This is a genomic window from Cohaesibacter marisflavi, assembly GCF_900115225.1.
Lineage (GTDB): Bacteria > Pseudomonadota > Alphaproteobacteria > Rhizobiales > Cohaesibacteraceae > Cohaesibacter > Cohaesibacter marisflavi.
Genome location: NZ_FOVR01000016.1, coordinates 24,549 through 38,348 on the forward strand (window position 1 = coordinate 24,549; position 13,800 = coordinate 38,348).

Consider the following 13,800-nt stretch of genomic DNA (forward strand, 5'->3'; position numbering starts at 1 on the left):
GAAGCAAGCCACACGGTGGTTCAGTGCTCAACGAAAAGAGCAAGGGCCCGCAGCTAAGCGGGCCCGAAACAGGATCAGTGTCCGTAACCGCTGTTTTTCTCGATGTCGGCATTGATCTCGTCAACGGCCGCATCAAGAGTGTCGGCAACATCGGCGCCATTGGCCAGATCTGCCATGGCCTTGGTGAAGACCTTGGACTGGACCACATAACCCGGCGTCACCGGACGTACCTTTGCTTGTGCGTTGGAGAGATCATAGAAGACAGCCAACGGCCCGCCATCCTTGTAGTTTTCCGTCATCTGAGCCGCAGAGGCCGTGGACGGAATGAGGCCGATACCATCGGAGAAGGCCGCCAGATATTTATCCTGCAAGGCAAATTCGATAAAGGCAGAAGCTCCATCCGGATGCTCGGATGTTTTGGCAACACCAAATTGCCAGGAACCGGCCCCGATCATCGGACCATTGCCCATGTCAGGAGCAGGCAGGAAAACGACATCATCCACTTCGGCCATTGTGGCCACTGCGCGCCAATTGCCGTTCCACTGGAAAGCAAAGCTGCCATCAATGAAGCCGGTCTGCTGATCAGCCGGACTTTCAGAGGTTCCCGGTGCGTAGCCTTCCGTAAACAGGCTCTGCCACCATTCGCCAAAGGCCAGCCCGGCGTCGCCGTTCAAGGCACCTTCAGCGGTCTTGTAGGTGGAGCGGTCCACGATATCGCCGCCAAAGCTTTGCAGGAATGGAGAATAGGCGTAAGGATACCACTCGCCCTGATCATTCATACCCAGATCCAGCGCATATTTATAATTGCCTGAAGCCTTGGCCTTCTTGAGGGCATCCATGAACTCGTCTTTTGTCCATGGTTTATCCAGCGTTGGTGTGCGCAGGCCCAACTCTTCCAGAGTGGAGGTGCGGGCGTAAAGCGCAACAGCGGCATCCCAAAGACCGATGGAATAGAGCTTGCCATCCCACACGCCCTTTGTACCGGGCAGGAAATTCTCGATCTTGGATTCATCAATCTGCAAGGGCTGCATATAGCCAGACCATGCCCAGTTCGGCATGATAGGGCCATCAACATCGATGATATCAGGCAGGTTGCCAGCCAGCGCAGCCGCCACAACGGAATCGTTGTAGCTTGTCTGCGGGAAGCTTTCGATGTTGACTTTCCAGTCACTCTGGCTGGTGTTGAAGTCATCAACGATCTGGTTAATGATCTTGCTTTCAACATCATTACCCGCACCATGATACCACATGGTCAGATCGGTTTGCGCCAAGGCTGCACCAGACATGAGTGTCGACGCGCAGAATGAAGCAACAAGTATCTTCGTGAGTTTCATTGGTTATTCCTCCCTTTAGAATTCAAAACACTGACTGTATTGAGCGCTGTCACCGATGACCGCCAGCACACAGGGCTACCCACCAGCCCCGGAAGCTCCGGCTTTTCCTCCTGCTCTGACATCAAAGCCAGCAAATGCCGGGCGGCAATCTGCCCCATGGTGAAATAGGGCAACTCAACCGTGGTGAGTGGCGGAAACAGAGTTTCGGCAATCACGCGATAATTGTCATAGCCAGCAACCGAGATATCCTCCGGCACCCGGATGCCGCGCGAGCGCAACAGGCCATACAGACGCAGCGCCATTTCATCATTGCCGCAGCAGATGACGGTTGGCGGTTCTTCAAGAGAAAGCAGGCGATCAAGCGCCTGCATCAATATCTGGCTTTCACGCTCCTGCCCTTCCTCATAGCCCATGCTCACCAGCTCATCGGCATAAGGAATATCAGCCTCGGCCAACGCCTCGCGATAACCGCGATAGCGCAATCCCGTTGCAACGAGTGTACGGTCCAGCGTCAGATAGCCGATCCGCCGATGACCGCTCTGGATGAGTTTGGCCACAAGATCCTTCTGCCCCTGCTTGTCATCAGGCAACACGCTCGGATGCCCTTCAGGATCAAAGCAGTTGGCGAGCACAATAGGAAAATCATCCGGCACCTTGGGCAAAGTCACCCGTTTGTGGTGATCGGCCACATAGATGATGCCTTCGACCCGATGCTGCAGAAAGGTACGGATCAGATGCGGCACCTGATCGGAAACACCATCGGTATCGGAGATCATCAATGTCTTGCCGCTGGAGCCCATGACATGCTGAATACCCTGCACGATGAAAAGATCAGGCAAGCCTTCCGGCTCGATGGGTTCGATGCCATGCGAAATAGCACCAGTGATCAAGCCAACCAGCCCTGACTTGTTCGAGCGCATCATGCGCGCCGCATTGGAGGGCACATAGCCCAACTCTGCCATGGCGGCATCCACGGCATCACGGGTCTGTTTCTTGACCGGCGCATCCCCGTTCAACACCCGCGAAACGGTCTTGGGTGATACACCTGCCAGCTTGGCTACATCGTAAATGGTTGCCACTTTGCTCTCGTCTTTCTCTTGATGACGAACCGAAATCATAAAATGACATCGGTGTCTGACATCGATGTCATAAAGTCAAAAAGAGTGAGTGTCAAGGCAATACCCAACCATCCTTGGTATAGGAACCGAGAGCAAAGCAAGTCAACAAACGCGTAAAAGCTTGAAATGACGCGCATTTGCTCAAGATGAAAAAGGAGAGAAATTTCTGCTGTGACGATTTGGATCGACAAATCTTCTAAGCGCGTCCAACACACCCATTTTATCGCTCAAAAGAGAAAACTCTCTTTCAGCTCTTCAGCATAGCATGAACGCATGCCCCAAGGGGGAACCCACCTTATAGCTTGGCAATTTCCAGATTGATCCCGCGCAGACGCAGCTTTTCAATCGCCTCTTCAGACAACCCTTCATCTGTGATGATGGTATCAAATGTCTCGGTCGGCACTGTGCGATAAAGCGCACGATCAAAGAAACGACTACTATCGAGCATCAGAACCGTTCTTTCAGCCGCCTCGATCATCGCCCTTTTCATCAGCATTACATCAAGCAGAGTTTCCGATGCGCATTCCAGATCCAGCGCCTGTGCAGACATGAAGAAGCAATCGCAGCGGATATCAACCAGAAAATCCAGTCCCGGCTGTCCGAGCAATCCGTAAGAACCGAAGCGACAGGAGCCCCCGGGAACAATCAGTTTGATATGCTCCTTGTAGGCAAGGGTCGTTGCAACATAGAGGTCGTTGGTGATGACGGTGAGCGGGATGGACTGGACCGAGAGTTCCTCGGCCAACATATGCGCAATCACGGCGCCCGAATCGATAATGATGCTCTGCTTGGGCTCGATCATCTGCAGCGTGTGACGCACAATCGAGTTCTTCTCCTCAATCGCGGTCCGGCGCGCCAGATCGGTCGAGGGTTCGAAATTGGTTCTGGAACGAATACGTACCGCCCCGCCATGGGTTCGGCGCACAATGCCCTCGGCCGCCAGCGAATCCAGATCCCGCCTCACGGTGGAGACGGAAATATTGAACATACGTGCCAATTCCTGGTTCGTACCGGACACATTGGTTTGAAACCACTGAATCAATTGTTGTCGTCGCTCAGCAGGCAACAGTTCTTCAGACAGAGATACAGGTGTTTCGACCAAGATAAACTCCAGTTGTTTCAGGATCGTCAGGGCTGACGGAGTATTTAACTAGGAAAAATACTTCATTCAACCCTGACTTGAACCTATACCGAAAATCGAGATTGGGGAAATGGACGATTTTATCCAATCCAGACCTAATCCAACTATAGTGCAGACGGCAGCCAAAGGACGATTTGCGGAAAAACGGCCAACAACGCAGTCCCCAGACACAGCAGGAAGAAGAAAGGAGCCGCAGCAAGAATCGTGGCGCCAAGACTTCGCTCTGTCAGAGCCTGGAGAATGTAGAGATTGAGCCCGATAGGCGGAGTGATCGTGCTCATTTCAATCATGATCACCAGATAGACCCCGAACCAGAGCGGATCATAGCCAGCCTGCATGATCAAAGGCACAGCAATCGGAACGGTCATCACCGTCATCGAGGTGCCGTCAAGAAACATGCCCAGCACGATATACAGAACAGCAAGGATCAACAGCACACCGTATGGCGACAGATTAAGCCCCGCGATCATCTCGGTGATCATGGTCGGCAGATGCATATAGGCAATGGCCGCCGACAGAAAGGCCGAGGAAGCAATCAGCATGCAGATCATGGAGGAGATGCGCAGCGTATTCATCAGACTTTCCACGAGCAGCTTGACGCTGAACTGGCCGGTCACGAAGGTGATCACAATAGCGCAGAACACGCCGACAGCCGCCGCTTCAGATGGCGTCGCAAGACCGGAATAGATCGAACCGAGCACAACAAACATCAATGTGGCAATCGGCACCAATTCGCCGAGTCCCTTGAGCATGGCCCGACCAGAGACATCACCATCATATTTCGGTGCCATATGCGGAAAGGCAATCGACATGATAGCAATATACCCTGAATAGAGGGCTGCCATCATCATGCCCGGAACGATACCGGCGATGAACAGCTTGGCAATGGAAACCTCTGCCAGCACACCATAAATGATCATGGCAATCGAGGGCGGAATCAGCAAGCCAAAGCTCCCTGCCCCGGCCAGAGAGCCGGCAGCAAGCGACATGCTATAGTCGCGCTTTCTCAATTCCGGCACGGTAATCTTGCCCACGGTGGCCGTGGTGGCTGTCGAAGAGCCGGAGATTGCTGCAAACAGGGTGCAACCGAATACGTTGGTGTGGAGCAACCCGCCCGGTATCTTGGCAACCAGAGGCGCCAGACCGCGGAACAGGCGTTCGGAAATATCAGTCCGGAAAATGATATCCCCCATCCAGATAAAGATGGGAATGGCCGCCAGTTCCCAGGAAACAGCGGAGGAGGAAATCACCTTGGTGGCAATGGCCCCGATGCGCACCCACGGAAAATCAAGAATAAGCCACATGGCCCCGGCGCCAGAAAGCAGCAGGCCGGCAAAAATCCAGGTTCCAGCGCCCAGGAACAAGGCGAGAAGCGCCAAAAGAAGAACTGAAGCAACAGCAACAGACATTATTATACCCTTTCAACACTCAAATGGTGAGCGAACGCTCTGATGTATGCCCAACGGCGAAAAGCCGGAGCACTCTGACAAGAACCTGTAGGCTCAACAGCACGAGCCCGATGAGGAAGAAGCTCTCAGGTATCCAGAGCGGGATCTTGATATAGTGTTGCCCGACCGTGCCGCGCGCCCAGTATTTGTAAACGGAGTGCCACTGGTAGCTAATCAGGAACCAGAGAATGGCTTCGACCGAAATCAGACAGAACACCTCGGCAATCCACTTACCATAAGTCGGCAAAAGATTGGTCAGCGCTGTCACCCGGATCATTGCCCCATGTTCCAGAGCCCAAGCGGCAGCAAGAAATGTGGTTGCTGCAACGCCATAGCCAACAAGCGTGTCCGCCATGAAGGTGGAAAGGGAGAAGAAGCGCAGACAGATTTCAAGGATGATCAAAAGCGTCATCAGGGCGATTATGACGGCCGAAATCACAGCGCAAAAGAGATTCAGGCTGCTGGAAATTCGGCTTAGAACTGCCAGCCAGACCGGATCATTCGGGTGAGATGGGAATGTAAATGGAGAAACATCAGAAGCCACTTCGTCTTCTGGTGCTTCAAATCCTGGATTCGTGGACATCTAGTCGTGACCTTAAGAAAAGGGAGGCGTGACTTGAAATAGAAACCGGTGCCTGCATGAGGCAGGCACCGGCGTAATATTAGCTGGATTTCTGGGCTTCAAAGGCTTCAAGCACAGTGGCACCTTTTTCGCCTGCTTCAGAGAGCCATTCGTCTCTGACCTTTTTGCCCGCATTCTGCAGCAGCTCAAAGACTTCATCAGGCACATCTTCGTCATGGGTGATTGTCATGCCATGATCAGCCATGACCTTGTAGGACTTCTCGATGGAATCGACGACAATCTTCCAGGCGTAGGCATCACAAGCATCACAGATTTCCATGATCGCAGTCTGGACGTCAGCAGGCAGCGCATCGAAGGCGGGTTTGTTGACGTGGCAGACAAACAGCCCCATGGCATAGTTGATCTCGGTAAAGTCGGAGACATAATCCCAGATGGAAAGCTGCATGCCACCATCAGCCGAGGTCAGAACCGCATCAATACCACCGGTGGAAAGCTGAGGGATAAGGTCCCCCCAGGCGATTTGCAGCGGAGACGCGCCAGCATTGACCAGCGTCTGGGTGCCGTTCACATCATAGGTGCGGATACGAAGACCTTCGATGGCATCAACCGAGGTGATCGGCATCTTGGCATGGATACCGGACGGCGCGTTTGGCATAGCCCAAAGCAGCTTCATGTCATGATCTTCAAAGATCTTGGAATATTCGGGCTTGGCAGTTTTCCAAAGCAGCATGGCTTCTTCAGGAGACCGCGCCATGAAAGGCAGGGAAGTAAGGTTGAACAAAGGATCGATGCCGCCCAACTGCGTCATCAGGGTAATGGCGATCTGAACCGCGCCATCTTCGACAGCGTCGAAATGGTCAGCAGACTTGTACCCCAGAGCGCCACCGCCCTGGTAGGTGATCTGCAGAGCATCGCCCACTTTTTTCTTGAGTTCATCAATAAAGAATTTGCAGGCCTGACCGGTCAGAGACTGACTGCCATATTCGTCAGCCAGATCCCATTTCACGCCAGCAGAAAAGGCAGGTGTTCCAACCAAGGTGGCTGCGCCCAGAATGGTTGAGTATTTAAGAAGGTCACGTCTTGAAATCGTCATTTAATCCTCCAGTCGGCATTCGACCCAGTGGTTCCGCTTCCGGCTCTTTGTTAAGAGCGAAATGAAAGGTGTGTCCCCATTTCTCCCATATGCAGCCACAAAATTCCAAATATTGTCAAGATACCTAATAGACACCGGTACCAAAAACCGACTAATTGCTAAAAATAAGCTCAAATGCTCAAAAATTGAGCGCTTCATGCTCGTTTTCCCGGTGGGTTACGAAAGAAAATGATAGAATTTCGGTTTACTGCGCATCGATTATGGATATATCCTCTCACCATCCACCAATTCCATCACGGGACGAAAGCACGATGAGCAAGACGCAAAATACAAGAATTGCTCTCATTAGCGGGGCAAATCGGGGCATTGGAGCCGCAATTGCGTGCCATCTGCGCGCAAATGGGTATGGAGTTTCTCTTGGGGCCCGTGATGTATCTATGCTAGAAAAGGTGCACGGCAAGCAAGATTCAACGATGCATTTTGGTAGATTTGATGCTTATGACAAAGTCAGCGCCAAGGAATGGGTTGAATCAGCAGTGAACCACTTCGGCCGCATTGATGCGCTGGTAAACAATGCTGGCAACGGAAATCGACTCAGTCTGCTGGACGACGATGAAGATGCGCTAGATGAACTTCTGGAAGTGAATGTCAAGGCGCCCCTACGCATGACAAGGCTGTGTCTGCCCCACCTGGCAAAGACAGGACACGGACGTATTATCAATATCGTTTCCCTGTCTGGCAAGCGGGTACGTAACGAATTTGTCGGTTACAATATGTCAAAGTTCGCAGCCATGGGGCTTACGCACACAACCAGACATGTCACCTGGGAACAAGGTATACGAGCGACTGCAATTTGCCCCGGTTTTGTCCGTTCGGACATGAGCTCCTACACCGCCAAGGTCTCTCCGGAAGACATGACACAGCCGGAAACCATCGCCCATCTGGTCCGCACCGCAATCGAACTTCCCAACAATGCGGCCATGGCAGAGATGCTGGTCAATTGTCGCCTCGAAGACATGCTCTAGAGGACAAAAACCATGCCTGTACCACTTCTAGAACGCATCACACCGCAAACCCACCAGCCCCAGAGTGCCGACGTGGTCATCATCGGCGCAGGCATTGCAGGTACCTCGGCGGCGCTTTTTTTTGCCGAAGCGGGCCTCAAGGTGGTCGTGTGCGAAAAGGGCCTCGTGGGCGCAGAACAATCAAGCCGCAACTGGGGTTGGGTCCGTCAGATGGGCCGCGATGCAGCCGAGCTGCCGCTGACCATGCGATCTCTCAGCCTGTGGCGGAAATTGGACGAAACATACGGCATTGAAACGGGCTTTCGTGAGACCGGTATCACTTATGTCGCCCGCACCCGCGCCGAAGAAAAGGAACTGACAGACTGGAGCAAGATCGGCCAGGCCGCCAATCTCAACAGTCGAGTGCTTGCCCCCAAGGAGCTGGAAGAGCTCCTGCCCGGCATCGCTCCCCGCTTTCGCATGGGCCTTTATACCGCCGACGATGGCCGTGCCGAACCGGGCAAGGCAGCGCCAGCCATTGCCGGAGCCGCCCAGAAGCTGGGCGCAACATTCCTTGAGCATTGCGCGGTGCGCGGCATTGAAACCGAAGCGGGCAAGCTTTCAGCCATCGTGACAGAACATGGCCCCATCAAGACGCCAACCGCCATCCTTGCCGCTGGCGCATGGAGCCGATTGTTCCTTGGCAATCTGGGGCTCAATTTCCCGCAATTGAAGGTTCTGGGCACCGCTGCCCGCGTGGAAGGCGTGTCCGATGTGCCGACCATGGCAGTGGGTGGTGGCGATTTTGCCTTCAGGGAAACAGTAGATGGTGCGCATTTCGTGGCACTCAGAAACTATAATATTGCCCCCCTCACCCCCGATCATTTCCGGCTCTTCTTTGACTACCTACCGGTTCTCATGAAGAGCTGGCGCGAGTTGAATGTGCGCCTGACCAAAATGTTCTTTTCCGAGCTCCGGGTTCCCCGCACCTGGTCCCTCAATGAAGAAACGCCTTTTGAGAAGGTGCGCATTCTTGATCCGGCTCCGCACATGCCTTTCAACATCAGGGCCTTGAAAACCCTGAAGACGGCATTCCCGAAGTTTGTCTCTGCGCACATCACGCATAATTGGGCAGGCATTATCGACACCACCCCCGACGCGGTGCCGGCGATCGGCCCGATCGAGCAGATCCCCGGCCTACATATCGCCTCCGGCTTTTCTGGACATGGATTTGGCATCGGACCGGGCGCGGGCGAACTCATCGCAGAGATCGTAAGGGGCGTAAAACCAGCGGTGGATCCAAAACCGTTTCGCTTTGACCGGTTTGGCAAAACCCAATCACCGAAGCTGAGTTAGTCAGTATAGTTCCATATAAGAGAGAGAATACAATGGTTTGGAGAATTGGAGTAGATTCTGGTGGCACCTTCACCGACATCTGCTTGTTTGAAGAGGAAACCGGACGCCTGGAAATCTGGAAACTGTCATCCTCTCCCGACGATCCGTCCCGTGCCATCGCACAGGGCGTTGTTGAAGGCCTGGAGCAGGTTGATACGACCGCAAGTGAATTGGGCTTTCTGGGCCATGGAACGACGGTTGCCACCAACGCTCTTATCGAGCTGCGCGGCGTCAAGACCGGCCTGCTGATTTCCGATGGTTTCCGCGATCTTCTCGAACTGGGCCGCCAGAAACGTCCAAGCCTGTATGACATGAATGTCGACAAACCCGAGCAGCTGGTCTCCCGCGACCTGCGCCGTCAGGTACCGGAGCGTCTCAAGTCCGATGGCACCGTCGACCTGCCTCTGGATGTGGACGCCCTCAAGAAAGAAGTGCAACTGCTTGCCGAGCAGGATGTGAAGGCCGTTGCCATTTGCTTCCTATATGGCTTCCTCAACACCGAGCATGAAGCACTGGCCAAGAAGATCGTCGCAGAAATGCTGCCAGACGTCTTCGTCTCCACCAGCCACGAGGTCGCACCTGAATTCCGTGAATTCGAACGGCTCTCCACCACAGTGGTCAACGCCTATCTCGGCCCAGTGATGAAGCGCTATATCGAAAGACTGCGCAAACGTCTCGAAGAAGTGGGCCTCAAGGTTGCCCCACAGCTCACCCAGTCCAACGGTGGCGTGATCGGTTTTGACGCAGCCGCAGACCTGCCTGTACGCACCGTGCTCTCCGGTCCGTCCACCGGCGTTGTCGCCGCGCAGGAAATCGGCAAAATGGCAGGCTTCCCCAACATCATTACCTTTGATGTCGGCGGCACATCCTCTGACGTTGCCCTCCTGCAGAACGGCACCTGCAATCTGACCGGTGAAGCCGACGTGCATGGCTATCCAATCAAGGCACCGATGCTCGACATCCATACCGTCGGGGCTGGTGGTGGGTCCATCGCCCATGTCGATAGCGGCGGCCTGTTGAAGGTTGGCCCACGCTCGGCTGGCGCCTATCCGGGCCCGGTCTGCTATGGCAATGGCAACGAAGAACCAACCGTGACCGACGCCAATATCGTTTTGCAGACCCTCAACCCGGTTGAGATCCTTGGTGGCCGCATGAAAGTGCGCCGTGATCTGGCTCTGGAAGCGGTTCAGCGCCTTGCAGACCAGCTTGGTCTGGGCGTCATGGAAACCGCAGACGGCATCTTGCAGGTTGTTATTGCCAACATGGCAAAAGCCATCCGCGTGATCTCCGTGCAGCGTGGCCATGACCCGCGTGATTATACCCTGATGGCCTTTGGCGGCGCCGGTCCACTGCATGCGGCTCGCCTCGCGCAGGAGCTTGATATTTCACGCATGATCATCCCGCTGACGCCGGGGGCTCTTTGTGCACTTGGTCTGCTGCTCACTGATCTGCGTGCCGACTTTGCCATCTCTCGCCTCACAGAACTGAACGCCAACTCTCTGGACGCCGTCGAAGGCGGTTTTGCAGAATTGTCCGCTCAGGCTCAGGAATGGTTTGTCAGCGACAACATTCCTGAAGAGCGCCGCAAGGAAGTCCGCACAGTGGACATGCGCTACGCCGGCCAGAATTACGAACTCTCCGTTCCTGTCCCCGCAGGTCCGATCACCCTTGATACCTTCAAGCAGCTGGAAGAAGGCTTCGAAGCCGTCCATAAACAGCGCTTTGGCTTCATCGCCAAAGGCGAAAAAATCCAGCTGGTCACCTTGAGGCTCGAGGCCATCGGCGAAGTCAAGAAAGCCCAGCTCCAGTCCTATCCGTTCGACGGTCCCTCGGCAGATGTCGCCAAGATCGGCGAACGCGACGTATGGCTGGCCTCTGCAGGCGACTTCGTAACCAGCCCGGTCTATGACCGCAAGCTTCTCAAACATGGCAACCAGATCTCCGGACCGGCCATCATCGAGCAGATGGACACAACCAGCGTCATCCTGCCTGAAATGACCGCCACCGTGGACGCCAACCTCAATCTTATTGTGGAGATCGCCCAATGAGCACGATCGATCCAATCACCGTAGAAGTCATCGGCTCCGCCCTGTCTTCCATCGTGGAAGAAATGGGCGAAGCACTGGTGCGCGCGTCATATTCCACCAATATCAAGGAACGCCGCGACTGCTCCACGGCCCTGTTCGACAACAAGGGCAACACCCTGTGTCAGGCAGAGCATATCCCGATGCATCTTGGCAGCTTCATCGGCATTCTGCCTCATATCATGAAGCGCTTCGATATCGCCGACATCAAGCCCGGTGACGTCTTCATCGGCAACGATGCCTACGAAGGCGGCGCAACCCACCTGCCTGATATCGTGATGGCAGAACCGATCTATGTCGAAGAAATGCTGGTTGGCTGGGCCGTGAACACCGCCCACCATTCCGACTTCGCCGACCTCGGCCATGAACATATCTTCCAGGAAGGCATCCGCATTCCGCCGGTTCGTCTCTATAAGGCTGGCGAGCTGCAGGAAGACATCCAGAACCTGTTCCTGCTGAACTGTCAGGTGCCGCACGAGCGCATCTCCGACTTGCGCGCCCAGATGTCGGCTAACCGCCTCTGCGTTCAGCGCATGCAGGATCTCTGCGCCAAATATGGCACGGAGAAAGTGCTCGCCGCCGGTGAAGAGTTGCAGGATTATGCCGAACGCAAGATGCGCGCCGGTATCGCAGCCATTCCCGATGGCACCTATTCCTTCTCTGATATTTTTGACAGCAACCAGTGGAAGGAACGCATGGAATTCTCGGTTGACATCACAGTCGCCGGAGATGAAATGACGCTCGCATTTGACGGCCCACCGCAGGTGCGCTCAGGCCTCAACATGATCTATACCTCGCTTCTGGCCTCTTGCTACTATGCGGTCAAGGCGGTGGTTGATCCGACCATCCTGCCAAATGCAGGTCTGGCCCGTCCATTGACGGTCACCGCGCCTGAAGGCTCAATCCTCAACTGCAAGCATCCCGCTGCCGTTGAAGGCCGCATCGCGGCTTGCCAGCGCGTTGCCGACATTATCGAAGGCGCTCTTGCCAAGGCCATCCCGAGCAAGGTTCCTGCTGCGGGTAACGGCTGCTGCACAGGCGCCATTTTCAATGGCACCCGCGAAGACGGGTCCATCTGGGTGTATCTGGAAACCATTGGCGGCGGCGGTGGTGCTCGCCCGACCAAGGACGGTCTGTCCGGTATTCAGGTACACCTGACCAACACATCCAACCTGCCCGTTGAAGCACTTGAGCTGGAATATCCGCTCACGCTGCTGCGCTACGAGCTGGTGGATGGATCTGCCGGTGGTGGGCAATATCGGGGCGGCATGGGCATTCGGCGCGTTTATCGCGTGGAACAGCCCTGCCGTTTCTCGGTCGAAGCCTCCCGCGTCAGTTCCTGCGCATGGGGACTGGAAGGCGGCAAGCCAGGTGAGATGACCCATCTGGACTTTGGCGACGGACGCACCGAGTTCAAGGGCATGGCCGATCTCAAACCCGGCCAAGTCGTCGAAATCGTCACCCCCGGCGGCGGTGGCTATGGCGATCCGGCCAAGCGGTCCGAGGAAGCCATCGAGCGCGATCTCGCAGAAGACCGCATCTCCAAGGATTATGCAAAACAGGTTTACGGTTACACGCAATAAGCAGCAACCTCGGGATCTCTGGCACCAGCTGGAGATCCCACCCTTTTTGCTTTTTCAAAAAACAGATGCAGCGGACCACCAGCCGCCCGCTGCCCACCCACATGGCTTTGGCCGCAAGTCCTTTCAGCCCCTTAGATGACAAAAACGCATGACGCAGCAATTCGGCAAACTCGCGACACCTGACCGGATAGAAAAAACCCAGTTCAGCCATGTGATTTCTCTTGGCAAGGAAAGGCTATCTCAGATTTCGATGACGAGATTCATGCGCGCGCTCGGGGTAAGCAGCATGGAATATTGCAGCGGCGTTTCCCGCTCGTCGCCATACACCGTCTTCTCCACCTCGAACATGATGTCCCCGCTGTTGCAGTGGAAAATCTCACATTCTTTCGGCGTTGAAACCCGGCAATTGATGACCCGTTTGGCATGTTTCACCTCGCGACCATATTTGGTCTGCATCAGGCTATAGAGCGACGTGTCATCATGAATCTCATCCAGCAATCCGGGAAAAAGATCCAACGAGAAGTAAGAGCTTTCAATCGTGATGGGCGTGCTGTCGGCTGTGATCAGGCGACTGATGTGAAGCAGTTTGCTCCCCGGCGCGATAGCCAGCTTGTCGCCAAGATCCTCGTCGGCGTCCTGCTCTCCCATCTCAAGAATTTCTTTTTCCACCCGATAGCGGCGCAAGGCAAAGCTTTCAGAGAAACCGCCAAGATTCAGCAGGCTGGTTTCCATCTTTGGCAGGGTGACAAAGGTGCCCTTGCCATGCCGCTTTTCCAGAACCCCTTCATCCTCAAGCTCCGTAATCGCGCGGCGCACGGTGATGCGAGAGACGTCGTAGCGCTTGCACAATTCGGTCTCCGTCGGAATCGCATCGCCGGGCCCGAGTGCGCAGGACGAAATCATTTCCTTGAGCGCAAATTTGAGCTGCTCATAGAGTGGGGCCGCTGCATTCTTGGCAAGTGGATTCGAATTCTCAGACAATCGCTTAACTTTCAGTTTCGGCTTCCGGATGCGGAA

At 54.8% G+C, this 13,800-nt stretch carries 11 protein-coding genes; 4 read left to right on the forward strand and 7 right to left on the reverse strand.

Annotation, left to right across the window (positions count from 1 at the left end; all coding sequences use genetic code 11):
* Nucleotides 1-74: 74 nt before the first annotated feature.
* The 6 genes from BM258_RS21035 to BM258_RS21060 all read right to left on the reverse strand — a co-directional run bounded on the left by BM258_RS21035 (nt 75) and on the right by BM258_RS21060 (nt 6,717).
* A complete protein-coding gene (locus BM258_RS21035; RefSeq protein WP_090075210.1) occupies nt 75-1,334 on the reverse strand; it encodes an ABC transporter substrate-binding protein in 1,260 nt (419 codons plus the stop codon).
* On the reverse strand, nt 1,331-2,413 hold the full coding sequence (locus tag BM258_RS21040; RefSeq protein WP_090075275.1) for a LacI family DNA-binding transcriptional regulator: 1,083 nt from the start codon (nt 2,411-2,413) through the stop codon (nt 1,331-1,333). The genes BM258_RS21035 and BM258_RS21040 overlap by 4 nt, the downstream gene beginning before the upstream one ends.
* A gap of 334 nt (nt 2,414-2,747) precedes the next feature.
* Nucleotides 2,748-3,554, reverse strand: a complete 807-nt coding sequence (locus BM258_RS21045) for a DeoR/GlpR family DNA-binding transcription regulator (protein WP_244544802.1) — start codon at nt 3,552-3,554, stop codon at nt 2,748-2,750.
* 143 nt (nt 3,555-3,697) lie between these two features.
* On the reverse strand, nt 3,698-5,002 hold the full coding sequence (locus BM258_RS21050) for a TRAP transporter large permease (protein ID WP_090075211.1): 1,305 nt from the start codon (nt 5,000-5,002) through the stop codon (nt 3,698-3,700).
* Between the two features lie 19 nt (nt 5,003-5,021).
* Nucleotides 5,022-5,624, reverse strand: coding sequence for a TRAP transporter small permease (locus tag BM258_RS21055; RefSeq protein WP_090075212.1), 603 nt, complete (start codon nt 5,622-5,624; stop codon nt 5,022-5,024).
* A 79-nt stretch (nt 5,625-5,703) separates the two neighbouring features.
* Nucleotides 5,704-6,717 (reverse strand): TRAP transporter substrate-binding protein, encoded by a 1,014-nt coding sequence (locus BM258_RS21060; protein ID WP_090075213.1) that lies wholly within the window; start codon nt 6,715-6,717, stop codon nt 5,704-5,706.
* A 311-nt stretch (nt 6,718-7,028) separates the two neighbouring features.
* Here BM258_RS21060 and BM258_RS21065 point away from each other — a divergent pair, with 311 nt between their 5' ends.
* From BM258_RS21065 to BM258_RS21080, 4 genes are read left to right on the forward strand one after another with little or no spacing between them, the layout of a single operon-like run.
* Nucleotides 7,029-7,742 carry an SDR family NAD(P)-dependent oxidoreductase gene (locus tag BM258_RS21065; RefSeq protein WP_090075214.1) on the forward strand — a complete coding sequence of 238 codons (714 nt, stop codon included), beginning with the start codon at nt 7,029-7,031 and terminating at the stop codon, nt 7,740-7,742.
* A 12-nt stretch (nt 7,743-7,754) separates the two neighbouring features.
* Complete coding sequence (locus BM258_RS21070) at nt 7,755-9,077, forward strand: NAD(P)/FAD-dependent oxidoreductase (RefSeq protein ID WP_090075215.1); 1,323 nt, start codon at nt 7,755-7,757, stop codon at nt 9,075-9,077.
* 32 nt (nt 9,078-9,109) lie between these two features.
* Entirely contained in the window at nt 9,110-11,164 is a 2,055-nt protein-coding gene (locus BM258_RS21075) for a hydantoinase/oxoprolinase family protein (protein ID WP_090075216.1), read from the forward strand.
* On the forward strand, nt 11,161-12,783 hold the full coding sequence (locus BM258_RS21080; RefSeq protein ID WP_090075217.1) for a hydantoinase B/oxoprolinase family protein: 1,623 nt from the start codon (nt 11,161-11,163) through the stop codon (nt 12,781-12,783). Before BM258_RS21075 ends, BM258_RS21080 begins: the two co-directional genes overlap by 4 nt.
* Nucleotides 12,784-13,023: 240 nt before the next feature.
* Here BM258_RS21080 and BM258_RS21085 read toward each other — a convergent pair whose 3' ends face one another.
* Nucleotides 13,024-13,764: a GntR family transcriptional regulator gene (locus BM258_RS21085; protein WP_090075218.1), complete on the reverse strand. Its 741-nt coding sequence runs from the start codon at nt 13,762-13,764 to the stop codon at nt 13,024-13,026.
* Between the last annotated feature and the right edge of the window lie 36 nt (nt 13,765-13,800).